The sequence below is a fragment of the Roseicyclus sp. genome (genome assembly GCF_018402035.1).
Classification (GTDB): Bacteria; Pseudomonadota; Alphaproteobacteria; order Rhodobacterales; family Rhodobacteraceae; genus Roseicyclus.
This window is the reverse complement of the sequence record NZ_JAGYJN010000006.1, coordinates 173,863-198,814: the sequence shown is the minus strand read 5'-3', so window position 1 is coordinate 198,814 and position 24,952 is coordinate 173,863. Positions and strand designations below refer to the sequence as shown.

Here is a 24,952-nt window from a genome sequence, read left to right as displayed (position 1 = left end):
GCCGCAAGCGTGAACCTGGGCGGTTGGCTCCGAAAAACCATGCGATGTCGGCTCAAATCAGCGCCCGGTGCATTCCAAATTTGAGTGAAGCCTCTGACCACTACCCTGAATGACCGCTACGACGGATCTATGCGCCGGTCGTCGTACAACGTCACAGTCAGCTCTCCGCCCTTCGCTCTTGGACCCCGCCATGACGTGCTCGGCCCATAACCGACGGTGAACCCATCAGACAACGTCGCGAAAGCAGTCGGTCAACGCCAATGCAGCGAGAATATGCATTCTTGCATTTGATGTCGTTGGTTTGGCTCTTGTCGAGATTCATTTAGTGATTTGGCGTTTCGCTCCCGTCAGGACCGATACTCTGATCAAAGGTTTAATCCGCAATAACTGGCACCGCTAAGCTCGTCTTGACCCTGTCCATGACGGCACTTGTTCGGAAGCGCACCACATTGTCCTCTGCAAAGAAATGACGGCGGGTGAAAGCTTCGAAATCAGCCATATCGCGGGCTGACAGGATCAGGATGAAATCAGCATTTCCAGTCACATAATAGCATTGCATGACTTCGGGTGCGGCCCGCATTGCGGTCTTGAAACGGTCCAGATCGGCCTTGCGTTCGTTTTGCAAACTCACTTCGACAATCAGGGTCAGTCCGCGCCCGACGCTAGCGGGATCAAGGACCGCGATTTCGGCCTTGATGATCCCAGAGGATCGCAACCGCGCCATGCGCTTGCGGCAGGCATCGGGCGACAATCCGACCTGATGCGACATGGCCTCGGCCGTGGTACGGGCGTTTTGTTGCAGGATGTTCAGAATGTAAGCATCGAATCTGTCCATTCCAGCAGATTGGCGGAAATCCGGCCTATAAGGAAGGTGGTTGCGTGGATTTTTCCGAAAGTCGGCTTGGATTATCGCAATGCATCCGAAATCGGGCGCAGAGCACTCCGATTTTTCCGGCCCTCTTGTCGGCTTTTGCGATAGGCTGTGACGAAACAGAACAGGATCTGGAATGCTGCAAGTTTTGACAAATCCCTGGCGAGGCTGCGGGCTGCCAGCGGCTGGGTTGGCCCCCTTAGCGGATGCCAGCCCGGTTGCGGAGCTTTTGTCCCGCTGCCCTGCACACGCCCCAACACCGCTGCACGAAATGCCCACGCTTGCGGCAGCGGTCGGGGTGGCGCGCCTGAGCCTCAAAGATGAACGTCAGCGCATGGGGCTGGGCAGTTTCAAGGCGCTTGGTGCCGCGCATGCCCTCGCGCGCGAAGCTGCCGCGTGTTCAGGCGCTGACCTAGGTCACGCGCTGAAGGGCCGCGTCTATGTTACGGCCAGTGCGGGTAATCACGGGCTGTCCGTGGCTTCAGGCGCGCGCTTGTTCGGAGCGCGGGCGGTGATCTATCTGTCTGATGCGGTGCCAGAAGCATTCGCCGAGCGCCTGCGCGCCAAGGGGGCCGAAGTCATCCGCGCCGGTGCGGAATACGAGGCCAGCATGCAGGCCGCCGCCGATGCGGCAGAGGCGCAGGGCTGGACGCTTTTGTCCGACAGTTCATGGCCCGGATATACCGAATTGCCGCTGCGCGTGATGGAAGGCTATCTGCAATTGGCAGCAGAAGCCGCCATGCAGATCGACACGGCGCCCAGTCATATCCTGTTGCAAGCAGGTGTCGGCGGGCTGGCGGCGGCGGTCGCGGCGCATGCGCGCCTTGTCTGGGGCGATGGCCCGCAGATCATTGTCGTGGAACCCGAAGCGGCTCCGGCCTTGATGGAGGGTATTCGAGCGGGGCAAGTGGTCGATACGTCCGGTCCTCTGTCCTGCATGGGCAGGCTCGATTGCAAGACCGCGTCGATGATTGCGCTGACTGGTCTGGCGCGGGATGCGGATGTCTTTGGAACGATCAGCGAGGACGATGCCCGGCGGGCCACCGAATTGCTCGCAGAGCATGGTTTGCCTACGACGCCTTCGGGCGCGGCAGGGGTGGCTGCACTGGTGGCGGGGCTGGACCTGCCCGCCGATGCGCATGTGCTGGCGATCCTGAGCGAAGGGCCAGAGGATGGATGAGCGTTCTCTGATCTTTCCCGCGCAGGAGTTCCGCGCGCGCATCGCGGCCTTGCAGGCGGGCATGGCCAACCTGAGCCTTGATGCGCTGTTGCTGAACTCGCCTGCCGACATCTTCTACACGACCGGCTTTCTGACGCGATTCTGGGAAAGTCCAGCGCGGCCTTGGTTTGTCATTGTCCCGAATACAGGCGAGCCGGTGGCGGTGATCCCGTCGATCGGGGCCGATCTGATGGGGCGCACATGGCTGCACGATATCCGCATATGGGACGCGCCCGACCCACGTGATGATGGCGTCAGCCTGCTTGCTGATACGCTGGCGCAGGCTGTCGCGCCCAATGGCCGGATCGGGCTTGCCATGGGGCTGGAGACGCATCTGCGCATGCCGCTTGCCGATTTCGATGCCCTGCGCGCGCGGCTTGCACCGCGGCGCTTTGTCGATGCCACAGCCTGCGTGCAGCGCGTGCGCGAAGTAAAATCCGAGGCCGAGATAGATAAGATTCGCGCGACTTGTGCCATTGCCGCGCGGGCTTTCGCGCGCGTGCCGGATTTTGCGCTGGCGGGGCGGCCGCTTTCTGATGTGTTCCGGGACTTCCAGATTGCTCTTTTGTCAGAGGGCGCGGATTGGGTCAGCTATGTTGCGGGCGGTGCGGGGCCTGCTGGTTATGGAGATGTGATCTCACCGGCAGGCGCGGCCCCATTGCAGCACGGGGATGTGCTGATGCTGGATACGGGCGCGGTGAAAGATGGGTATTTCTGCGATTTCGACCGCAATTTCGCGATTGGTCCGGCCTCTGACACAGCGCACCGCGCGCATGCAGCACTATGGCACGCGACCGAGGACGCCTTGACCGCCTTGCGCCCCGGCATGCTGGCGCGCGATGTGCATGTTCTGCTGTCTCGTGGGCTGGAACGGTTGGGGGTGACGCCGGGCGGCGGTCGGCTGGGGCATGGGCTGGGGATCACACTGACTGAATGGCCCTCGTTCACTCCGCTCGACGAGACACCTCTGCGCGCAGGCATGGTTCTAACGCTGGAGCCGGGATGCGTGACGGCTGGCGGCCGGATCATGGTGCATGAAGAGAACATCGTCTTGCGTGACACTGGCCCGGAACTCTTGTCGCCGCGCGCGCCCGAGGATTTGCCGGAGATCAGGACATGAGTGCTTTTCCCTACGCGCTGCAAGCAGATAACTTGCCCCGTCTTGGGCTGATTGTCTTGCAGGTCGATGAAACCATCGAGAATGATTTCCGCCGCCTGTTTCCCCCGCATGTCGCGCGGCTGCATGTGACCCACGTGCCTTCGGGCGCAGAACTGACGCCCGCCAGTATTGCGCAGATGAAGCGCGTCTTGCCCGATGCGGCCCGTTTGCTGCCTGCAACACAGCCGCTGGATGTCGTGGGCTATGTCAGGCGCGTGACCATTCGGGGCGGTTGGTGGGGTTGTGAGCGATCCCTGCCCAAGGGTGATGTGTACATATTCTGGTCAAAAATCACTGCAAAGACTAATTAAACACAATAATTTTTCTTGACTGGCGTCTACACATCTTGCGTTGTGCACAACATGGCCATGCTGACCGGCCGACCAAGCCCTTGGCCCGACACCCGAGACCCGAGACCCGAGACCGGGCAGATGATCTTATTTGGAGAGATGCGCATGGATATGACACTCGGCGACATCCTGCGCGCCGCCCGGGCGATCGACGGGGTTGCCGACTGCACCCCTCTTGTCCCCTCGCCCTACATGTCCATGGCCATAGGTCACGATTTCCTGCTGAAACTGGAAAACATGCAGCCCATCGGCGCCTTCAAACTGCGTGGTGCGCTTAATGCGGTGCGCTCCCTGCCGCCCGGTACCGCGGGCGTCACCTGCTGTTCCACCGGCAACCATGGCCGCGGCGTCGCCTTTGCTGCGCGCGAACGCAGCATCCGCGCGGTGATCTGCATGTCGGAACTCGTGCCGCAGGCCAAGGTCGACGGCATCCGCGCGCTGGGGGCCGAGGTGCGGATCACCGGGCGCTCGCAGGATGACGCGCTGGCCGAAAGCCAGCGGCTGGTCGAAGCCGAAGGGCTGGTCGAGATCTCGCCCTTCGACGATTCTGCTGTGATCGCGGGGCAAGGCACCATCGGGCTCGAGATGCTGATGGCGCGGCCTGATCTGGACCATATCCTGATCCCGCTCTCAGGCGGCGGGCTTGCCGCTGGGATCGCGGTTGCGGCCCGCGCGATCCGGCCCGGCATCCGCCTGACCGGCATCACGATGGACCGCGGCGCGGCGATGCACCTGTCCATCCGGGCCGGCCATCCGGTCGAGGTGCCCGAGGTACCATCGCTGGCCGACTCGCTGGGTGGAGGGATCGGCATGGAAAACCGCCTGTCCTTCCCACTCTGCCGCGACCTGCTGGACGAGACAATCCTTGTCACCGAGGACGAGATCTACCACGCCATGCAGGTACTCTATTTCGAGGACCGCATCGTGGCCGAGGGTGCCTGTGTCGTGGGGCTGGCAGCCTGCCTCTCGGGCAAGGCCACGCCCAAGGGCCCGACCGCGACCGTCATCACCGGGCGCAACCTCGACATGCAGACATTCACCCGCGTCGTCACAGGACAGGATATCCAGCTGGGCGATCGTATCGTGAAAGGCCGCCCCTATGGCGCATGACATCCGCATCCTGACCGAGGCCGAGCTGCGCCGTATCGTGGCGCTGGACCTTGATACCGTCGACGTGATCGATCGCGCTTTTGCCGCGCTGGCCGCAGGCGGCGTGATGATGCCGCCAATCCTGTCGATGGACCTGCCCGAGGTGCATGGCGAGGTCGATGTGAAAACCGCCTATATCCCCGGCTTCGACAGTTTCGCGATCAAGGTCTCGCCAGGGTTCTTCGACAATCCGAAGATTGGGCTGCCATCGCTCAACGGGCTGATGATCCTGTTCTCGGCGCAGACCGGGCTGGTTCGGGCGGTGTTCCTTGATAACGGCTATTTGACCGATATCCGCACGGCCGCCGCAGGTGCCGTGGCCGCGCGCTATCTCGCACCTGCGACGGTCGAGACCGCGGGCGTTCTCGGCACCGGCGTGCAGGCGCGGCTGCAGATGCAGGCCGCGCATCTGGTGCGGCCCTTCCGGCACCTGATGGTCTGGGGCCGCGATCGAACCCGGGCCGAGGCCTGCGCCGCCGATCTGGCGCAAGCGCTGGGGATCACGACCGAGCTGTGCGAGACGCCGGAACCGGTGGTTCGACAAAGTCAACTGGTGGTGACGACAACGCCGTCACGCGACCCGTTGGTGCAGGCCGACTGGCTGCATCCGGGGCTGCATATTACCGCCATGGGATCGGATCAGACCGGCAAGACCGAGATCGCGCCCAAGGCGCTGGTGGTCGCCGATTTTTATGTCTGCGACCGGATCAGCCAATGCGAGGTTTCGGGCGAGCTTGAGGCCGCCCACGCCGCCGGGCTTGAACAGGACATTCGCGAGATCACCGAACTGGGCGCCATCATCACCCGCGCGCATCCAGGCCGCCGCAGCGACAGCGACATCACCATCTGCGACCTGACCGGCACCGGCGCGCAAGACACGGCCATCGCCACCCATGTCTTCGCCCGCCTTGGCGACGCGGGCCTATCGATCGAGGTCTGAGCCATGCATTGCAACCCGTTCTCCGACGCGGAATTGGCCCGCCGGGTGACGGCCACCCGCGCGCGACTGGCCGAACAGGGCATCGACATCGCGGTCTTCTCGGTGCCCGAAAGCGTCTTTTTCCTTACGGGGCTGGATCATTGGGGCTACTTCGCACCCCATTTCCTTGTCGTGCCGCAAGAGGGCGAGATGGTGCTGATCACCCGCGCGATGGAACGTGTGACCATTGAGACGCAGGTGCGCAACGCCCGCCTTCTGGGCCATTTCGACAGCGACAACGCCGCCGCCCGGCTTGTCGCCCTGCTGGAAGAGGCGGGCACCAAAGCCCAAGGGCTTTCCATCGGGCTGGAGGAACAGGGCGCGGGCTTGTCGGCGCTGGCGGGCCGTGCCATCCGCAGCGCCCTGCCCGATGCCGAGTTCCGCGATATCTCTGGCCTGTCGGACCGGCTGAGGCTGGTCAAGAGCGATGAGGAAATGGCGCTTCTGCGCAGGGCGGCCAAAGCCTCGGACGCGGCGGCGGGTGCGGCCATCGCGGCCCTTCACGACGGCGCCGAGGAGGCCGATGTCGCGGCCGAAGCGCTGGCCGCGATGACGCGGGCAGGCGGCAATCCGCCCGGGTTCGGCCCCTTCATCCGCCCCGACGCAAGGCTGGGCGAGGAACACACCACATGGGGCGCGGGCCGCTACAAAGCAGGCGAACGGGTGTTCCTGGAACTTTCGGGCTGCGTGTCGCGTTATCACGCGCCTTTGGGCCGTCTGGTGCATCTTGGCACGATCCGGGACGAGGATGCGCGCATGGCTGAGACCTGTGCCACGGCCTTTGCCGCCGTCTGCGCCGCGATCCGGCCCGGCGCCCGCGCGCGCGATGTCTATGCCGCATGGCAGGGCGTGGTCGATGACGCGGGCTGCACCCATTACCGGCGGCATCATTGCGGCTATCTGGTCGGCATCGGCTTTCCGCCATCATGGACCGGCGGCAACAGCGTCACGGGGCTGCGCCATGACAGCGATCTGCTGATCAAGACCGGCATGAGCTTTCATATCCTGAGCTGGCTGATGGGCACGGGCCGCGGCGATTTCTTCCTGTCGAACACGGTTCTGCTGGGTCCGGACGGGGTGGAGGTGCTGACGCAAACGCCCGTCGGGCCGACGGTGCTGTAGGATGATTGCGCTGGACGACCGCGACCTTGCGATCCTCTCGACGCTGGTAGCCGAGGGACGGCTCTCCAAGACAGCGCTGGCCGAGCGTGTGGGCCTGTCGCCCACGCCCTGCTGGACCCGGCTGAAGCGGCTTGAGGGTGCAGGGCTGATCGAAAGCTATCACGCCCGGATCAACCTGCGGAAACTGGGCCCCTCGGTCACCGTCTTCGTCGCGGCCGAACTGCGTGACCACACCGCCGAAAGCTTCCGCGCCTTCGAAGCGGCGCTGAAACGCTATGACGAGATCACGGGGGCATGGGCCCTGGGCGGGGGGTTCGACTATCTGCTGCAGATCGTGACCCGCGACATCGACGCCTACCAGCGGCTGCTGGATGACATGCTGGACGCGCGTATCGGGCTGGCGCGCTATTTCAGCTATGTCGTGACCAAGCCGGTCAAGGGCCCGACCCCGCCCCCGCTGCACCTGCTGCTGGGGTAACAGAGGAATCCTCTGTTACCGCCACGCCCGGCGGACCGGATCGCCGCGATTTCCCGCAAGAACAGACCCAAAGGCCTGCCGCCCCGGTCCAGACTGGCACCAGACCAAGCATCCGGGGGAGTGCCAGAATGACCGAGACCGCATTGTCGGCCCGTGACGAGATTTCCGACAAACGCCTTGTGCGCAGCTTTTCCTTCATCGGCGGGCGCTGGGTTGGGGCCAGCGACGAGGCCACGCTACCCGTGACCGACCCGGCTACGGGCGCGCGGATCGGCGATATCGCAAGCCTGACCGCCGAGAACAGCCGTGCCGCCGTCGATGCCGCCGCCGTGGCCTTTCCCGGTTGGTCGACGACACTTCCGCAGGAGCGCGCGGCGCGTTTGCGCAAATGGTTCGAGCTGATCCTCGAGAACCGCGAAGACCTTGCCCGCATCATGGTACTGGAACAGGGCAAACCGCTGTCCGAGGCGCGTGGCGAGATCGATTATGCCGCCAGTTTCGTGGAATATTACGCCGAAGAGGCCAAGCGTCCCAATATCGAGGGCGTTACCTCGCACCTGCCCAATGCCGAGGTGGAACTCTGGCTGGAACCCGTGGGGGTAGCAGCCCTTGTGACGCCGTGGAACTTCCCCTCGGCCATGCTGACGCGCAAGGCTGCCGCAGCGCTGGCCGCCGGCTGCACGGTCATCGCCCATCCCAGCGCCGAGACGCCGTTTTCGGCCACGGTACTTGCCGAACTGGCCGAGCGCGCGGGCTTTCCGCCCGGTGTGTTCAACGTGGTGACGGGCGTGGCCCCGACGATCGTCACGCCCTGGACCGAGGATGCCCGCGTCCGCGCCCTGTCCTTCACCGGCTCGACCGAGGTGGGTCGGCTTCTCTACCGGCAAAGTGCTGCGACGGTGAAGAAACTGATCCTTGAACTGGGCGGCCATGCACCCGTGATCGTCTTTGCCGACAGCGATCTGGATGCCGCCGTGGCCGAGACCATGAAGGCGAAATTCGCGACTTCGGGGCAGGATTGCCTGGGCGCGAACCGCATCTATGTCGAGCGTGCCATATATGACGCATTCTGTGCGCGGCTGGCTGCGGCCACGCAGGCGCTGAGCCTTGGCCCGGGGATGGACGACCCCGAGATCGGCCCACTGATGAACGAGGCGGCCGTCGCCAAGCAGGAGGCGCATGTCGCCGACGCGCTGGCCCATGGCGCGAGGCTGATGTGCGGTGGCGCGCGCGACGCGCTTGGCCCGCTTTTCTACCAGCCCACCGTTCTTTGCGATGTGCCCGATCATGCGCGCATCATGTCCGAGGAAATCTTTGGCCCCGTTGCCCCCGTCACCCCCTTCGACACCGAGGAAGATGTGATCGGCCGCGCCAATGACAGCGAATACGGGCTGATCGCCTATCTGCACACCAGCGATCCGCGGCGCATCTACCGGCTGTCGCGTGCGCTGCAATACGGTATGGTTGCGGTCAACCGCACCAAGGTGACCGGCGCCCCGATCCCCTTCGGCGGCACCAAGCAATCCGGCCTCGGGCGCGAAGGCGCGCGCGCGGGGATGCAGGAGTTCATGGAGATCAAATACGTCTGCCGCGACTGGGCCTGACAGCCCTGCCCCGCCGCATCACACCACTGCCGAAAGGACCAACATGCTGACCAACGACACGCTTGCCCAATGGGACCGCGACAGCTTTTTCCACCCCTCGACCCATCTGGCCGAGTTTGCCCGTGGCAACATCGCGCCGCGCGTCGTGATCGGCGGCCAAGGCTGTCACATCACCGACCGTGACGGCAACCGCCTGCTCGATGCCTTTGCCGGGCTTTACTGCGTGAACGTGGGCTATGGCCGGACCGAGATCGCGGATGCCATCGCCGATCAGGCCCGCGAACTGGCCTATTACCACGCCTATGTCGGCCATGGCACCGAGGCCTCGATCACGTTGGCCAAGATGGTGATGGACCGCGCGCCTGCGCATATGTCCAAGGTCTATTTCGGCCTGTCGGGATCGGATGCGAACGAGACCAACATCAAGCTGATCTGGTATTATAACAACATCCTGGGCCGGCCCGAGAAGAAGAAGATCATCTCGCGCTGGCGCGGCTATCACGGCTCGGGGCTTATGACGGGTTCGCTGACGGGGCTGCAGCTTTTTCATCAGAAATTCGACCTGCCGCTGGCGCAGGTTCTGCACACCGAGGCGCCCTATTTCTACCGCCGCCCGGATCCGTCAATGGACGAGGCGGGCTTTGTCGCGCATTGCGTGGCCGAGTTGGAGGCGCTGATCGCCCGCGAAGGCGCCGACACCATCGCCGCCTTCATCGGCGAGCCGGTCCTGGGCACAGGCGGGCTCGTGCCGCCGCCTGCCGGCTATTGGCAGGCCATCCAGGCGGTGCTGAAGCGTCATGACATCCTGCTGGTCGCTGATGAGGTGGTGACCGGTTTCGGGCGTCTTGGAACCATTTTCGGCTCGACCCATTACGGGCTGGAGCCGGATTTCATCACCATCGCCAAGGGCCTGACCAGCGCTTACGCGCCGCTCTCGGGCTCCATCGTGTCGGACCGCGTCTGGAAGGTGCTGGAACAGGGCACCGACGAGAACGGACCAATCGGCCATGGCTGGACCTATTCGGCCCACCCCATCGGGGCCGCGGCGGGCGTCGCCAACCTGCAGTTGATCGACAAGCTTGGAATGGTCGAGGCCGCAGGCCGCATGGGCGCCTTCTTCAACGCCGCCTTGCGCGAGGCGCTGGCCGATCACCACCATGTCGGCGAAGTGCGGGGCGAAGGGCTACTGGCCGCTGTCGAGTTCGTCGAGGACCGCGAGACGCGCCGCTTCTTCGATCCCGCGCGAAAGATCGGCCCGCAGGTCGCCGCGGCACTGCTGGCAAAGGGCGTCATCGCGCGGGCCATGCCGCAGGGCGACATCCTGGGCTTTGCGCCACCCTTCTGCTTGACCCAGGCCGAGGCCGAGGAGGTCGTAGCCAAGACCGCCGACGCGGTGCGCGAGATCTTGGGCTGAGGGGGCCGACCGCCCCAGCACCGCGATCACGCGCGGTGCCGGGCAAGGGCGCGGCGTCACCCGCTCTGCAAAACACGATCAGGCCGGGCGGCGGCTGCCCGACATCATGCGCTGGAAGCTCATGGAGATATGCGCACGCTGGATCAGCGCGGCGCTATGCAGGTCTCCGACCTCAAGCGCGCGCAGGATATCGTCGATCTCGCGGTCAAAGACATTGACCTCGTCGCGCAGGTCGATGCGCGAGGCAAAGACCGATTTCAGCCAGATGCGCGTTGTCTGGAAATACAGCCGCCTGCTGATCTCGCGCAGTGGTTCATTCGCCGTCAGCCGCAGCAGGCACAGGAAAAATTCGACGTTGATCTGAGCAAAGCGGCGCGGATCCGGCGCCTTGATCAGGGCCTTCGACCGGGCCGAGAGCATGCGAAACTCGGACCGGAGCGCGGCATCTGGGGCGATAGGTTCCAGCCGCCCGGTCAATTCGGCCAGTTCCAGCCGAAGCTGGTAAGTCTGGACCAATTCCTCGATATGCACATCGGTTACGAAAGTGCCGACCCCGTGGACCGACTGCAGCAACCCCTCGCTTTCCAGCCGCGCCAGAACCCGGCGCAGCGGTGTACGACTTATGCCGAATTCCGCGGCCAGCGCTTCTTCCGAAAGCCGTTCACCGGGGGCGTAATCCAGCAGGCAGATCCGCATGCGGATATCGTCATGGATCCGTTCAAATCGGTCGCGCGCGGTTTCGGTGACCTCGGGCCGCTCGATGTTCATGCCGTCCTCCCCCCGCCGTCCAGCTTTCGATGGACGATGTAAACGCCCGTCATGGAAAGCGCAAAGCCGAACAGGGAAAGCGGGCCGGGCCTCTCGCCCAGCACTAGCCATGCGATTGCCAGCGCAAGCGGCGGGACAAGATACAGCAAGGCCGAGATGCGGGTCGCATCGCCGCGTTGCAGCATCGCGATGTAAAGCCCGATTGCGATGATGGAATTGCCGATCACAAGATATGCAAGCGACATCGTCAGCTCCGGATGCCAGTCAAAGGCCAGCCCCTCGGTCACAAACGCCACGGGCATGAGCAGGGCAAAACCAACGGCATATTGCACGGCACCGCCGACCGCCGGGTCGCAGCGCAGCCCGTGCCAGCCTTCGAACAGGGTGGCCGCCGTCATGCCCGCGAGCGCCGCGAGCGCAAGCGCCACCGCGATGGCGGGGCTTGGCCCCAGCGTGCCGCCCGTGACAATCACCACGGCCACCCCGGCAAAACCAAGCGCAAGCCCGCCCCAGACGCGCGGCGTCACCGCGACCTTGCCAAGGAAGGGCCCGGCCACGGCCACCAGAAGCGGTTGCAGCGCCATGATCAGCGCCGTGGTGCCCGCGTTCATGCCCCGCTTCATGGCAAGATAGGCAAGGCCGAAATAGACGCATTGGATCAGGATTCCGGTCAGCGCCAGCGCCCCCCAATGCCGCCGCTCTTGGGGCCAGACGATCCCGCGACGAAAGAGGAAAGGGGCCAGCGCGACGAAGGCCAACCCGTAGCGCAGCGCCAGAAGCGTCATCGGCTCGGCATGAGCAAGGCCCAGCTTGGCGAATGCGTAGCCGCCCGCCCACAAGAGGACGAATACAAGCGGCGCCACCGCCATTAAGCGCCCGCCCCCCTCCACCCCTAATGTGCCAGTTTCGCGCCAAGCCGGTCGAGCATCGTCAGACACTCCGCCAGCTGGTCGAGGGCGAGGTATTCATCCGGCTTGTGCGCCTGCGTGATGGACCCCGGCCCGCAGATGACCACCGACATGCCAAGGTTCTGGAAGATGCCCGCCTCGGTCCCGAAGGGCACGACATTGGCACCATTCGCCCCGGTCAGTTCGGCAACAAGGTCGCGCGCCTCGTTCGCATCCATAGGGATCAGACCGTCGACCTCGCCTATGGTTTCCAGCACGATCGCGGCCTCAGGGGCGACGGCCCGCATTGCGGGCAAAAGGGTGTGGGTGCAGTAGCGGTGCAGATCGTCCTTGACGAACTCGGCGTCGCCCGGCTGCACGGGGCGCATCTCCCAATCGACCCGCGCACGCCCGGCGATCACGTTGTGGGCGTGACCGCCCACCAGCGCGCCGGTGTTGATCGTGGTCCAGGGCGGATCGAACCGGCCGTTCGCAGGCGCGCGCGCCTTCAGCGCCTCTTTCAGGTCCAGCAGGCGGGCAACATAGCGCACTGCATATTCGACCGCGTTCACGCCCAGATCGGGTGCTGAGCCATGCCCCTCCAGTCCGGTGAAATGGGTCGAGTATTCGTAACAGCCCTTGTGCCCCTCGATAATCCGCATCGAGGTGGGTTCACCCACGATGGCGACCGAAGGGCGCAGCCTGCGCGCTTGCAGTCCCTCGGCCAGCGCGCGCGCCCCGAAACAGCCGATCTCCTCGTCATAGGTGAAGGCGAAATGCAGCGGGCGGTTGCGCACCGCCGCCCCCAGATGGGGGGCCATCGCCACGGCGGCGGCGATGAACCCCTTCATGTCGCAGGTACCGCGCCCGTAAAGCCGCCCCTTGCGTTCGACCATGGCAAACGGGTCCGAAGACCAGTCCTGCCCGGTCACGGGCACGACATCGGAATGTCCCGACAGCACGATGCCGCCATCGGCCTCCGGCCCGATCGTTGCGAAAAGATTGGCCTTATGTCCAGTCGTATCATGGCTGACCTCGACCTTTGCTCCCGCATGCTCCAGCCGCCCGGCCAGATGGTCGATCAGCGCAAGGTTGCTGTCGGCGGAGACGGTCGGATAGGCGATCAAATCCGCCAGCAGGGCGCAGGTCTCGGCAAGCCTGTCCAAGATCGCTACTCCTTCACGAAGAGCTTGCGCGCGACATTGCAGAGCGCCTCGGCCGGGCCGCTTTCCCGGATCAGGATCGACTCGGTGGTTTCAAGCCCCCAATCGTCCATCCACAGCCCCGGCATGAAATGGAAGGTCATGCCCGGTTGCAGAACCGTCTCGTCCGTCGGACGCAGCGATACGGTGCGCTCGCCCCAGTCGGGGGGATAGGACAGCCCGATCGGATAGCCGCAACGCCCACCGCGGTCGATGCCCACCCGCGCCAGCGGGCCGTTCAGGGCATTGGCGATGTCGCAGGCCCGGTTGCCTGCGCGCGCGGCCTCCAGCCCGGCCTCCAGCCCTTCAGTCAACGCCGCCGAGGCGTCGATCATCTGTTGCGGCGGCTTGCCCAGATGCACAGTCCGGCAAAGCGGCGCGTGATAACGCCGATAGCAGCCCGACAGTTCGAAGAATGTCGCCTCCCCCTCGCGCATGGGGGCACCGTTCCAGGTCAGGTGCGGCGCAGAGGCATCCGCCCCTGAAGGCGTGAGCGGCACGATGGCCGGATAGTCGCCCCAATCCTCGCCAACTCCAAGCGTGGCCTGGCGCTGGATCTCGCCCACCAGTTCGTTCTTGCGCAGGCCGGGGCGCGCCATCTCGATCGCGGTTTCGACGATGTGCTCGGAAATCCGCGCGGCCTTGCGGATGAAGGTAATCTCCTCTTCCGACTTGATGAGGCGCTGCCAGTTCACCAGCCCGGTGGCGTCGACAAGCGTGGCATTGGGCAGGTCAGCCGTCAGAACAGCATGCGCCTTGGCCGAGTAGTAGTAATTGTCCATCTCGACGCCGATGCGCGCCTTGGCGTATCCCAGCTCGCTTATGCGGCCCGCAAGCTCCTGCATCGCGTGGCGTTCGGTCGATTGGACGAAATGATCGGCATAGCCATAGATATGGTCATCTTCCATCCAGACGGTTCGCCGGGCGCCATTGGCGTCCTGCGAGCGCCCCCACCAGATCGCGTCGCCTTCCTGCCGTAGGATCACGCCCTGATGGACGTAGAAAGACCAGCCGTCATAGCCGGTGAGCCAGGCCTGATTCGACGGATCAGTGACGAAGAGCAGGTCTATGCCCGACTGTTCCATCGCCTGCCGTGTCTTGCCGATGCGGCGCGCATACTCCGCAGCGCCAAAGGGGGCGTTGTCTCGTCCCATGATTCCCTCGTGGTTGATGAAGTCTACTTGTATACATCTTTGCACAGAATCTGCGCGTCAAGCCGGATGATTGACACAATTTCGCAGCTTGGGAAGCAAAAATTCTTGACATGACTTATCCACGACGAATGATGTGCACAACACGACAGCCCAACGTAATTCAACAAGGGCACAACACGGGAGACAGCCATGACCAGACCCCTTACCTCCACACTCTCGGCGCTTGCCGTGCTGGCCGCATCCTCGGTTGCCGCAACCGCCGGCCCGTTGATGGACAGGATCGCCGCGGGCGAACCGATCCGGATCGGCTTTGCCAATGAACTGCCCTTCGCCTATCCGGGCGAAAGCGGGGAGCCGCTGGGCTTTGTCAACGCGCATACGCTCGGCGTGCTCGAGGCGATGGGATACACCGACATCGAGCCGGTGCAGACCGACTGGGGCGGGCTGATCCCCGGCCTGCAGGCCGGTCGATTCGACATCATCACAGGCGGCATGAACATCCTGGCCGCGCGTTGCGAGAATGTCGCCTTCTCCGAGCCGATGGCGCGGATCGGCGACGGTTTCCTGGTTCCGGCGGGCAATCCGAAGGGGCTTGGCAACTACGATGACCTCCGCGAACAGGGCGCCGTGATGGTAACTGGCGCGGGCTATTCCAACATCCCGGCTGCCCGGGATGCAGGCGTCGAGGACGCCAACATCATGCAGGTGCCCGGCCCGACCGAAATCCTGGCCGCCGTGCGCGCCGGCCGCGCCGATGCCGGTGCCGGCACCTATTTCACCATGCGCCAGCTGGCCGACAGCACCGATGGCGCGCTCGAAGTCTCGGATCCGGGCGCGATGCCCGCGGAGTCGCTCAATTGGGCCGGGATCGGCTTCAGCAAGGACGATCAGGACTTCGTCGATGCCTTTAACGCCGCACAGGCCGAATACCTGGGCTCCGAGGCGATGCTCGCCGCGGTGGCGCAATACGGCTATGGCGAGGCAACGCTGCCCGGCGACGTGACGACCGAATGGGTCTGCGCGAACCGCTGAGCGCAAGCTCCGGGGGCGGGCCGACCGCCCCCGGCGAGCGCCCGCAGCGGTGAAGGCTTATGTCCATTATTGAATTCCTCCAGACCTATGGCGGGCTGATCGCCAGTGGCACCTGGGTCACGATCGCCCAGTTCCTGCTGGCAAGCGCAGTCGCCATCGGCGTGGCGCTGGTCGCGGGCCTGGGCAAGCTGTCGGGCAACTGGCTGATCCGTGGTACCGCGGTGACCTATATCGAGATCTTTCGCGGCACGTCGCTTCTCGTGCAGCTGTTCTGGATCTTTTACGTCCTGCCACTGTTCGGCCTGACCTTCGACAAATTCACCGCCGGCTTCGTCTCGGTCGGGCTCAACGTCGGCGCCTACGGGGCCGAGATCGTCCGCGGCGCGATCCAGGCGGTTCCCAAAGGCCAGTGGGAGGCGGCCTATACGCTCTCGATGTCGCCCGCGAAACGGATGCGGCGGATCATCCTGCCACAGGCGCTGGTGCTGATGCTGCCGTCCTGGGGCAACCTGCTGATCGAACTTCTGAAGGGAACCGCCCTGGTGGCGCTCATCTCGGTGACCGACTTGATGTTCCAGACACGGCAGATCAACGCCTCGACCTTCCTGTCGGCACAGGCTTTCGGCACGGCGCTGGTGATCTACTACATCCTCGCCCGTTTCCTGATCACGCCCTTCATGCGCTGGCTGGAACGGGTCATGGCCCGGAGGCTCGGGCGGGCATGAGATTTAACTGGAACTGGGAATTCACCTTCGAGATCCTGCCGCGCCTGCTGGCCGCGACGGTGAACACGCTGATCGCCGCGGGCGCAGGCTATACCATCGCGGTGGTGCTGGGCCTGGTACTGGCACTGGCCCAGAGGACGCCCTCGCGGGTGCTGACCTTTACCGTGCGCGAGGTGGTGGAGTTCATCCGCTCCACCCCGCTGGTTCTGCAGATCTTCTTTATCTTCTACGTGGGGCCGCAATTCGGCATCCGCCTGTCGCCCTGGACGGCGGGCATGATCGCCATCGGGCTGCATTACTCGGCCTATCTGTCCGAGGTTTACCGCGCGGGCATCGAGGCCGTGCCGAAAGGCCAGTGGGAGGCGTGCCGCGCGCTCAACATGTCGACCCGCGACACCTATGTGCGGATCATCATCCCCCAGGCCCTGCCGCCTTCGATCGCAGGGATGGGCAATTACCTTGTGGGGATCTTCAAGGACACGCCAATGCTGAGCGTGATCGGTGTGGCTGAACTCATGCACACTGCCAATGCGATCGGGTCCGAAAACTACCGCTTTCTCGAACCCTATACGCTGGTGGGTGTCATCTTCCTCGCCATCTCGCTGCCCGCAGCCGCTTTGATGCGAATCTTCGAGAGGCGCGTGCGCCGAAAACTGGGGCTTTGATCATGGATCTTTCCAACTACCCGCTGGAACTGACCGGGCCCGATGTGCCCATGGTACGGTTCATGAACGTGACCAAGCGCTACGGCACGCTGACCGTGCTTGACGAGCTGAACCTCGATGTCGCCGCGGGCGAGATGGTTAGCGTGATCGGCCCCTCCGGATCGGGCAAGACGACCGTTCTGCGCATGCTGATGACGCTTGAGACGATTGACGACGGGGTGATCTATGTCGACGGCAAGCCGCTGACTCATATGCCGAAGGGCAACAGGCTGGTGCGCGCGGATGCGAAACACCTGCGCCGCGCGCGATCCTCGATCGGGATGTGTTTTCAGCATTTCAACCTGTTTCCCCATATGACCGCCCTTCAGAACTGCATGGAGGGGCCGGTACAGGTTCTGGGCCTGTCCCGGCGCGAGGCGCAGGAGCGGTCGGAAAACCTGCTGGAGATGGTGGGGATGATCGACAAGAAGGATCAGCACCCCTCGCGCCTGTCCGGCGGCCAGCAGCAGCGAGTGGCGATCGCGCGCGCTTTGGCGATGCGACCAAAGGTGATGCTGTTCGACGAAGTGACCTCGGCTCTCGACCCCGAGGTGATTGGCGAGGTGACCGCCGTGATCCGAAAGCTGGTGGCCGAACACCAGCTTACCATGCTGATGGTGACCCACCAGATGGGCTTTGCGCGCGATATCTCGGACCGGATCTGTTTTTTCTTCAAGGGAAGGATTGAAGAACAAGGAGCGCCCGACCAGTTCTTCGGCAATCCTCAGCGCGAACGCACGCGGCAATTCCTGTCGGCGGTCAAGGCTGCAGACTGAGTGAACTGATGCGGTGGATACCCCCACCCCAACGGCATCACGTATGCCATAATGGTTTCATCAGAACCGAATGGAGGGCACATCGATGACGACATGGATCAGCATGCTGGCAATCGACCTGGCAAAGGGCAGCTTTCAAGTCTGCGCAATTGGAGCGGATGGGGCGGTTCTATACAACCGCGTATTATCGCGGCCTCGCCTAATGACACTTCTCGCAGAGCAGCCGGCCTGCATAGTTGCGATGGAGGCCTGCGCCACCTCGCATTACTGGGGCCGCGTGGCGCAGTCCCACGGCCACGAGGTGCGCCTGGTGCCGGCGGCGTATGTAAAGCCGTTTGTCAAACGGCAAAAAAACGACAAGGCTGATGCGGAAGCAATCGCGGAGGCGGCCTCGCGCCCGACCATGCGGTTCGTGGCCGTGAAGAGTGCCGAGACCCAGGGCGCGCGGTGGCGTTCCGGACACGTCAATGCTTGGTCAGGCAGCGCACGCAGCTCATCAACGCCCTCCGGGGGCATCTAGCAGAGTTTGGGTTGGTGGCGCCGAAGGGTCCGGCGAGCCTGAAGGTGCTTGAGAACGCGCTGGTCGACGAGACCAGCGGCCTCCCAGCCGCGGTTCGTGAGATGGGGACGATCTACCTTGAGCAGATCGAGCGGCTGACTGATGTCATCGAGCGGCTGGCGGGCGAACTCGAGGCGGCTTCGAAGACCGACGTGCAGCTGCGTAGGCTCTGCACCATCCCGGGCATCGGTCCGGTCACGGCTGGTGCCATCGCAGCGTTCGCACCAGACCTTGATACATTCGACAGCGGGCGCAACTTCGCTGCATGGCTTGGACTTGTGCCCCGGCAGAGATCGACCGGCGGCAAAACCAGGCTTGGTTCGGTCAGCAAGATGGGCCAGACTGACATCCGCCGCCTGCTGATCGTTGGCGCCATGAGCGTCATCCGCTGGGTGGTCCGAAAGGGCGGCAGCACCAATCGTTGGTTGGCCGCGATGGTGGCCCGCAAGCCGAAGATGGTCGCGGCCGTAGCGCTGCCGAACAAGATGGCCCGCATGATCTGGGCAATGACGACGAGACAGGAGAATTACCGGATGGCGTGATCCAAGCCCGCGCAGGGTCAGGACACGACATGGCCGCAAGGCCGGGGTGAGCGATCGACGAGGAGTAGGCGACACGGACTTCGAAGTTCAAGGCGGGAGATTCAGACCCGGGGCTCCAGCGCTTGCAGCTCTCTGAACCGATGTGAACCCGGCCTTCCGAACAGCATACCGGCCCGTGGCGTCATGAAGGCCACGCTCAGAGGCCTGACACACGTTCGATCGAAGACCCCGCCGACAAACCGAAGATTCCGCTTGCCAAACAGGGGCATCCACACACGTCCGCTTCCCGCCCATATCGACCGCCCTGTGCCCGTCCTCCGGATTCGCAACGCATTGTGCTATCGGTTGCACCTTCGAAAAGGGCGCTCGACGAAAAACGCCAAGAAGCTGCAATCAAACACTATTTTTAAAGCGTCCTTCTCCAGTCCTAGGGCGGTCGATTAGAGACAAATGGGGTTCAGAGACCGATTTTGACCGTTTTGGCGGTCTCCGAAGGACGGTCCCCGCGCCTAAACTCCTTTGAAACCAAAACAAAAAGGGCCCCGTGAGGGCCCATCATCGGTTTCGGCAAGTGCAAGTGGCGGAGCCGAAGGGATTCGAACCCTCGAGACGGTTTCCCGCCTGCACCCTTAGCAGGGGTGTGCCTTCGACCACTCGGCCACAGCTCCGCTGATCGGTCTAATCATCCGATCCGTCGGGGACAAGCGTAAAAACCGCGATTCAAGCGTTGAAAAGGAAATGCAGAACGTCGCCGTCCTTGACCTCATAGGTCTTGCCTTCGACGCGCATCTTGCCTGCATCCTTGGCGCCGTTCTCACCGTTTAGGGCGATGTAATCAGCATAGGCGATGGTTTCGGCCCGGATAAAGCCGCGCTCGAAATCGCCATGGATCACACCGGCGGCTTGCGGTGCAAGTGTGCCTTTGCGGATGGTCCATGCGCGGGCCTCTTTCGGGCCAACGGTGAAGTATGTCTGTAGCCCCAACAGCGCGTAGCCCGCACGGATCAGGCGGTCGAGCCCCGGCTCCTCCAGCCCCATCTCGGACAGAAACAGCGCCGCCTCTTCGGGGTCGAGCTGGGCGATTTCCTCTTCGATCTGGGCCGAGATCACGACATGGGCCGCACCTTGGGCGGCGGCCATCTCGGCCACGCGGGCTGATTGCGCATTGCCCTGCGCGGCTGAGGCCTCCTCGACATTGCAGACATAAAGGATCGGCTTGGAGGTCAAGAGTTGTAGCATCCGCCACGCCTTTTGATCCTCCTCCGACACTTCCACCATCCGCGCGGGCTTGCCCTCTTCGAGCAAGATCTTGGCCGCTTGCATCAGGCGTTCTTGCTGGACCGCCTCCTTGTCGCCACCACGGATCTTGCGGGTGATGTTTTGGAGCCGCTTTTCGATGCTCTCCAGATCGGCCAGCATCAATTCGGTCTCAATCGTCTCGGCATCGGCGATGGGGTCGACGCGCCCCTCAACATGGGTGACATCGCCATCCTCGAAACAGCGCAGCACATGGGCGATGGCGTCGGTTTCGCGGATATTGGCCAAGAACTGGTTGCCCAACCCCTCCCCCTTGGAGGCGCCTTTCACAAGGCCCGCGATATCGACAAAAGTCATGCGCGTCGGGATGATCTGTTTGGATGTTGCAATGGCCGCCAGCCTGTCGAGCCGCGCATCAGGCACGGCCACATCGCCGACATTGGGTTCGATGGTGCAAAACGGGAAATTTGCGGCCTGTGCGGCGGCGGTTTTCGTCAAAGCGTTGAACAAGGTCGATTTGCCAACATTCGGCAGCCCGACAATCCCCATCTTGAAGCCCATGATCCGCGCCCTTTTGCATGAAATCGCCCCCCTTTACGGCGCGACGGGCCAAGGGGCAACCACGCGCAAGACACCGGCCCATTGATTTCCCCGCGCCTTTGGCCCAAACCCTGCCCGGACAACACTGAACGGGGCGGATATGACACGGATCGACGATACCTTCGCACGGCTGAAGGCCGAGGGCAAAAAGGCTTTCGTGGCCTATGTCATGGCGGGCGACCCTGATTATGCGACCTCGCTTGAGATCGTGAAGTCGCTGCCACGGGCGGGCGTCGACATCATCGAGCTGGGCATGCCCTTCACCGATCCGATGGCCGATGGCGAGACGATCCAGCTTGCCGGCCAGCGCGCGCTGGAAGGGGGCCAGACGCTCGACAAAACGCTCCAGATCGCGCGCGAATTGCGCAAGGACGACGACAAGACCCCGATCGTCATGATGGGCTATTACAACCCGATCTATTCGCGTGGCGTGGATACCTTCCTCGCGCAGGCGAAAGCGGCGGGCATCGACGGGCTGATCATCGTCGATCTGCCGCCCGAGGAAGATGATGAGCTGTGCATCCCCGCGCAGGCCGCCGGTTTGAATTTCATCCGGCTGGCCACACCTACAACAGATGACAAGCGCCTGCCTAAGGTGCTGCAAAATACCAGCGGTTTCGTTTACTACGTCTCGATCACGGGCATCACGGGTGCCGCCGAGGCACAAGCCGCCGACGTCGCCCCCGAGGTTGCCCGGATCAAGGCGCAGACCGATTTGCCGGTGATCGTGGGCTTTGGCATCAAAACGCCCGAGGCTGCGCAATCCATCGCCGCCATCGCCGATGGCTGTGTCGTGGGCTCGGCCATCGTGGCCCAGATCGGGGCGGGAAAGCCTGTGGCCGAGATCGCGGGTTTTGTCGCGGGGCTGGCCGATGGGGCGCATCGCGCCTAAACGGCGAACCGCTACCTTTGGCGGGCGTGCTCAGCGCATAAATTTCTGCCGCGCCTCGACCGCGATTGCCAGCTTCATGTCAAGCGTGGCGATCTTGGCCATGGCCGCGCGCTTGTCTGCTGCGGTCTTGGTGTGGGCATAGTCCGCCTTTGCGATAGCGATTGCTTTGCGTAGCCCCACCTCCTCGGGCAGAACGCCATGTTCGGCCATGATGCGATAACCCACCGCAAGCCCCGGATCGACAAAACCCGCTTCGGGATGTTCGGGCAAGGGCTTGCCCTCGCCCGCAAGACCCGAAAGCTTCCCTTCGGCCCGGGCCTTGAGCATGCGGCGTTCAGCGAGACGATCAAGCCAGCGTGACATACCCAAAATGATAACAGAAAAGGGCGCGGAAATCTCGAGATTTCCGCGCACGAAAAACCCGAGGTTTTCGGGTGGCAAAACTGCAGTTTTGCTTAGCTCACCCGATGGCCGCCAATCGCGCCAGCGCCTCGGATAGCTTGCCTGCTTCTTCCTCGCGGGCGGCAAGGTTTTCACGGGCTTCATCCACGATCTCTTCCGGCGCGCTTTCGATGAACTTGGGATTACCCAGCCGCCCTTTAAGTCCGCCGATTTCCTTGCCCAGCTTATCGAGCGTCTTTTGCAGCCGCGCTTTTTCCTCGGCCACATCGATCAGATCGGCGATGGGCAGGCCAAAGACCGCCCCTTCGGCGGCGACGGTGACTGCGCCTTTGGGCATGGCGTCCACCGGCGTCACTTCGGACAGGCGAGCCAGCCGCGCGATCATGGTGGCGTTGCGATCAAAGGCCGCTTGGCCCCGCGCGTCGATCTCGATTTGCATCAGCTGCACCTTGAGACCAGCGGGCACATGCATCTGCGCGCGGATCGAGCGGATTTCCTCGATCAAGCCGATGACCCAACCCATTTCGCGGTCAGCCTCGGCATCGATCAGTTCCGCACCATAGGCGGGCCAATCGGCATGCACCAACATGGTGTCACGGGCCGCAATGGCGCCCCACAGCTCTTCGGTGATGAAGGGCATGGTGGGATGCAGCAAGATCAAGCATTGGTCGATGACCCAAGCCATGGTGGCGCGTGTCTCTGCGATCACGGCGGCATCGGCTTCGGCCAAAAGCGGCTTGGCAAATTCCACATACCAGTCGCAGACCCGGCCCCAGACAAAGGCGTAAAGCCCGTTTGCCGCATCGTTGAAGCGGTAGCCCGACAGCGCCTCGTCATGTGCCATGCGCGCGCGCGCGGTTTCGCCGATGATCCATTTGTTGACCGTCTGGGTGACGCTGGCCGGATCAAAGCCCGGCACGGGCTTGCAATCGTTCATCTCGGCAAAGCGCGCGGCGTTCCAGAGTTTCGTGCCGAAATTGCGATAGCCCGCGATGCGGTCTTTCGAAAGCTTCAGATCACGCCCCATCGCGGCCATGGAGGTCAGCGTAAAGCGCACCGCATCGGCGCCGAATTCGTCGATCAATTCCAATGGATCAAGGACATTGCCGATGGATTTCGACATCTTGCGCCCCTTCTCGTCACGGACGAGGGCGTGGACATAGACATCGCGGAACGGCACATCACCCACGACGGCAAGCTGCATCATCATCATCCGGGCGACCCAGAAAAAGATGATGTCAAAGCCCGAGACGAGGGTGGAGGTGGGGAAATAGCGCTTCAGTTCGGGCGTCTGTTCCGGCCAGCCGAGCGTGCCGATGGGCCACAGGCCGGAGGAGAACCAGGTGTCGAGAACATCGGGGTCGCGGGTCAAAGACTTGCCGCCCGATTTGGCAATAGCCTCGGCCTCGGTTGGGGCGCAATACATGCGCCCCTCGTCGTCATACCACACCGGGATCTGATGACCCCACCAGAGCTGGCGCGAGATGGTCCATGGCTCGATATTCTCCAACCAGTGGAAATAGACCTTGCGGTGCTGTTCGGGCATGATCTTGGTGCGGCCCGAGCGCACGGCCTCGAGTGCCGGTTCGACGATTTTCGCGGTGTCGACGAACCATTGGTCGGTCAGCATCGGCTCGACCACCACCTTGGAGCGGTCGCCATAAGGCTGAGTGATCGCCTTCGCCTCGACAAGAGGGACGAGGGCGGGGGTGTCGTCGCCGACCCCAACGCCGTCATCCCCGGCTTGAGGGGCGTCATCCCCGGCTTGACCGGGGATCTCTTGATCCTGGGATCCTCGGGTCAAGCCCGAGGATGACGGCACAGCGCCCGAGGATGACGGCGCAGCGTCCGTAGGGTGGGTGGAACCCACCTTTTTGCCCAAACGCGGATCATCGGGCATGGTCATCACGGCCAGACCCTCGGCGGTGATCTCGGCCACCACCAAGGCACGCGCCGCGTAGCGGTCAAGCCCTCGCAGATGATCAGGGACAAGGTTCAGCGCGTCGGCCTCACCCTCGGTCAGCACCCGCGCGCCATTGGCAACCTCTTGGGCGATCTGAGCCGCTTCCGCATAGGGTGCCCCATCGGCGCGCAGTTGCGCGCGCGTGTCCATCAAGCGGTAGCAGGGGATGCCGTTCCGCTTGGCCACGCCGTAATCGTTGAAATCATGCGCGCCGGTGATCTTGACCGCACCCGAGCCGAAAGTCGGATCGGGGTATTCATCGGTGATGATCGGGATCAGGCGGCGGTGTTCCTTGGGGCCAACGGGAATTTCGCAGAGCATCCCCACGATGGGCGCATACCGCTCATCCCCCGGATGCACCGCCACCGCGCCGTCGCCCAGCATGGTTTCGGGGCGCGTCGTGGCAATGGAAATGTAATCGCGCGTCTCGCGCAGCGTCACATTTCCGTCGGCATCTTTCTCGACATATTCATAGGTTGCCCCGCCCGCCAATGGGTATTTGAAGTGCCACATATGCCCCGCGGTCTCGATATTCTCGACCTCGAGATCGGAGATCGCGGTTTCGAAATGCGGGTCCCAGTTCACCAGCCGCTTGCCGCGATAGATGTAGCCCTTGTCATACATATCGACGAAGACCTTGATCACCGCGTCGTGGAAATTCCCCTCCTCGGCCGTTGGCGCACCCGGCGCGCCTGACATGGTAAAGGCCTCGCGCGACCAATCGCAAGACGCACCCAGCCGCTTGAGCTGGTTGACGATGGTGCCGCCCGATTGCTTCTTCCATGCCCAGACATGGGAGAGAAATTCCTCGCGGCTCATGTCGCGGCGGGATTTGCCCTGTTTGGCCAATTCCCGCTCGACCACCATTTGCGTGGCGATCCCCGCATGATCGGTGCCGGGCTGCCAGAGCGTGTCAAAGCCACGCATGCGGTGCCAACGGATCAGCACATCTTGCAGCGTGTTGTTGAAGGCATGGCCCACATGCAAAACGCCCGTCACATTGGGCGGCGGGATCATGATGGAATAAGGCTCTGCGCCCGGCTTGGCATTGGCACCCGCCTTGAAACAGCCCTTGGCCTCCCACTGGGCGGAGATGCGGGCCTCGGCCTCGGCGGCGTTGAAACTCTTGTCCATGGGTCCATGC

General features: G+C 63.5%; 22 protein-coding genes, 1 tRNA gene and 1 pseudogene. 15 read left to right on the top strand and 9 right to left on the bottom strand.

The window, feature by feature from the left end:
• Positions 1-373 precede the first annotated feature (373 nt).
• Positions 374-1,150, bottom strand: coding sequence for an Lrp/AsnC family transcriptional regulator (locus KG698_RS15850; RefSeq protein ID WP_367114083.1), 777 nt, complete (start codon positions 1,148-1,150; stop codon positions 374-376).
• Here KG698_RS15850 and KG698_RS11625 point away from each other — a divergent pair.
• The 9 genes from KG698_RS11625 (at position 1,143) to KG698_RS11585 (ending at position 10,345) form a co-directional block, all read left to right on the top strand.
• A complete protein-coding gene (locus tag KG698_RS11625) occupies positions 1,143-2,051 on the top strand; it encodes a pyridoxal-phosphate dependent enzyme (protein ID WP_367114082.1) in 909 nt (302 codons plus the stop codon). The genes KG698_RS15850 and KG698_RS11625 overlap by 8 nt on opposite strands.
• A complete protein-coding gene (locus tag KG698_RS11620; RefSeq protein WP_213685727.1) occupies positions 2,044-3,210 on the top strand; it encodes a Xaa-Pro peptidase family protein in 1,167 nt (388 codons plus the stop codon). Before KG698_RS11625 ends, KG698_RS11620 begins: the two co-directional genes overlap by 8 nt.
• Positions 3,207-3,560: a hypothetical protein gene (locus KG698_RS11615; protein WP_213685726.1), complete on the top strand. Its 354-nt coding sequence runs from the start codon at positions 3,207-3,209 to the stop codon at positions 3,558-3,560. Before KG698_RS11620 ends, KG698_RS11615 begins: the two co-directional genes overlap by 4 nt.
• Before the next feature lie 144 nt (positions 3,561-3,704).
• On the top strand, positions 3,705-4,709 hold the full coding sequence (gene eutB / locus KG698_RS11610; RefSeq protein ID WP_213685725.1) for a hydroxyectoine utilization dehydratase EutB: 1,005 nt from the start codon (positions 3,705-3,707) through the stop codon (positions 4,707-4,709).
• Positions 4,699-5,688 carry a cyclodeaminase gene (locus tag KG698_RS11605; protein WP_213685724.1) on the top strand — a complete coding sequence of 330 codons (990 nt, stop codon included), beginning with the start codon at positions 4,699-4,701 and terminating at the stop codon, positions 5,686-5,688. Before eutB ends, KG698_RS11605 begins: the two co-directional genes overlap by 11 nt.
• 3 nt (positions 5,689-5,691) lie before the next feature.
• Positions 5,692-6,849 carry a Xaa-Pro peptidase family protein gene (locus KG698_RS11600; protein ID WP_213685723.1) on the top strand — a complete coding sequence of 386 codons (1,158 nt, stop codon included), beginning with the start codon at positions 5,692-5,694 and terminating at the stop codon, positions 6,847-6,849.
• Positions 6,850-6,853: 4 nt separating this feature from the next.
• The gene (locus KG698_RS11595) at positions 6,854-7,327 is read left to right on the top strand and encodes a winged helix-turn-helix transcriptional regulator (protein ID WP_213685748.1); all 474 of its coding nucleotides are present in this window, start codon (positions 6,854-6,856) and stop codon (positions 7,325-7,327) included.
• Between the two features lie 128 nt (positions 7,328-7,455).
• Positions 7,456-8,931 carry an NAD-dependent succinate-semialdehyde dehydrogenase gene (locus KG698_RS11590; protein WP_213685722.1) on the top strand — a complete coding sequence of 492 codons (1,476 nt, stop codon included), beginning with the start codon at positions 7,456-7,458 and terminating at the stop codon, positions 8,929-8,931.
• Positions 8,932-8,974: 43 nt separating this feature from the next.
• The gene (locus KG698_RS11585; RefSeq protein ID WP_213685721.1) at positions 8,975-10,345 is read left to right on the top strand and encodes an aspartate aminotransferase family protein; all 1,371 of its coding nucleotides are present in this window, start codon (positions 8,975-8,977) and stop codon (positions 10,343-10,345) included.
• A gap of 78 nt (positions 10,346-10,423) precedes the next feature.
• On the opposite strand, the gene KG698_RS11580 is transcribed toward KG698_RS11585, so the two are convergent.
• Genes KG698_RS11580 through KG698_RS11565 form a run of 4 tightly spaced genes read right to left on the bottom strand, consistent with a single transcriptional unit; the run spans position 10,424 to position 14,356 of the window.
• On the bottom strand, positions 10,424-11,113 hold the full coding sequence (locus KG698_RS11580; RefSeq protein ID WP_213685720.1) for a GntR family transcriptional regulator: 690 nt from the start codon (positions 11,111-11,113) through the stop codon (positions 10,424-10,426).
• On the bottom strand, positions 11,110-11,982 hold the full coding sequence (locus KG698_RS11575) for a DMT family transporter (RefSeq protein WP_213685719.1): 873 nt from the start codon (positions 11,980-11,982) through the stop codon (positions 11,110-11,112). The genes KG698_RS11580 and KG698_RS11575 overlap by 4 nt, the downstream gene beginning before the upstream one ends.
• 23 nt (positions 11,983-12,005) lie before the next feature.
• The gene (gene argE / locus KG698_RS11570; protein ID WP_213685747.1) at positions 12,006-13,169 is read right to left on the bottom strand and encodes an acetylornithine deacetylase; all 1,164 of its coding nucleotides are present in this window, start codon (positions 13,167-13,169) and stop codon (positions 12,006-12,008) included.
• A 2-nt stretch (positions 13,170-13,171) separates the two neighbouring features.
• Positions 13,172-14,356: a M24 family metallopeptidase gene (locus KG698_RS11565; protein WP_213685718.1), complete on the bottom strand. Its 1,185-nt coding sequence runs from the start codon at positions 14,354-14,356 to the stop codon at positions 13,172-13,174.
• Positions 14,357-14,545: 189 nt separating this feature from the next.
• Between KG698_RS11565 and ehuB the strand changes: the two genes are divergently transcribed.
• The 5 genes and pseudogenes from ehuB (at position 14,546) to KG698_RS11540 (ending at position 18,694) form a co-directional block, all read left to right on the top strand.
• Complete coding sequence (gene ehuB / locus KG698_RS11560; protein WP_213685717.1) at positions 14,546-15,388, top strand: ectoine/hydroxyectoine ABC transporter substrate-binding protein EhuB; 843 nt, start codon at positions 14,546-14,548, stop codon at positions 15,386-15,388.
• A 59-nt stretch (positions 15,389-15,447) separates the two neighbouring features.
• Positions 15,448-16,113, top strand: coding sequence for an ectoine/hydroxyectoine ABC transporter permease subunit EhuC (gene ehuC, locus KG698_RS11555; RefSeq protein ID WP_213685716.1), 666 nt, complete (start codon positions 15,448-15,450; stop codon positions 16,111-16,113).
• On the top strand, positions 16,110-16,778 hold the full coding sequence (gene ehuD, locus KG698_RS11550; protein WP_213685715.1) for an ectoine/hydroxyectoine ABC transporter permease subunit EhuD: 669 nt from the start codon (positions 16,110-16,112) through the stop codon (positions 16,776-16,778). The genes ehuC and ehuD overlap by 4 nt, the downstream gene beginning before the upstream one ends.
• A gap of 2 nt (positions 16,779-16,780) precedes the next feature.
• On the top strand, positions 16,781-17,593 hold the full coding sequence (gene ehuA / locus KG698_RS11545) for an ectoine/hydroxyectoine ABC transporter ATP-binding protein EhuA (protein WP_300983695.1): 813 nt from the start codon (positions 16,781-16,783) through the stop codon (positions 17,591-17,593).
• Positions 17,594-17,678: 85 nt separating this feature from the next.
• Positions 17,679-18,694: pseudogene (locus KG698_RS11540) on the top strand (IS110 family transposase).
• A gap of 578 nt (positions 18,695-19,272) precedes the next feature.
• On the opposite strand, the gene KG698_RS11535 reads toward KG698_RS11540, so the two are convergent.
• Together KG698_RS11535 and ychF are read right to left on the bottom strand one after the other, a co-directional pair.
• Positions 19,273-19,362, bottom strand: a tRNA-Ser gene (locus tag KG698_RS11535).
• A 52-nt stretch (positions 19,363-19,414) separates the two neighbouring features.
• Positions 19,415-20,512, bottom strand: coding sequence for a redox-regulated ATPase YchF (gene ychF / locus KG698_RS11530; protein WP_213685714.1), 1,098 nt, complete (start codon positions 20,510-20,512; stop codon positions 19,415-19,417).
• Positions 20,513-20,651: 139 nt separating this feature from the next.
• Here ychF and trpA point away from each other — a divergent pair, with 139 nt between their 5' ends.
• Complete coding sequence (trpA, locus tag KG698_RS11525; RefSeq protein ID WP_213685713.1) at positions 20,652-21,443, top strand: tryptophan synthase subunit alpha; 792 nt, start codon at positions 20,652-20,654, stop codon at positions 21,441-21,443.
• A gap of 30 nt (positions 21,444-21,473) precedes the next feature.
• Here trpA and KG698_RS11520 read toward each other — a convergent pair whose 3' ends face one another.
• Together KG698_RS11520 and KG698_RS11515 are read right to left on the bottom strand one after the other, a co-directional pair.
• Positions 21,474-21,806: a DUF1992 domain-containing protein gene (locus tag KG698_RS11520; protein WP_213685712.1), complete on the bottom strand. Its 333-nt coding sequence runs from the start codon at positions 21,804-21,806 to the stop codon at positions 21,474-21,476.
• 97 nt (positions 21,807-21,903) lie between these two features.
• Positions 21,904-24,942: a valine--tRNA ligase gene (locus KG698_RS11515; protein ID WP_213685711.1), complete on the bottom strand. Its 3,039-nt coding sequence runs from the start codon at positions 24,940-24,942 to the stop codon at positions 21,904-21,906.
• Between the last annotated feature and the right edge of the window lie 10 nt (positions 24,943-24,952).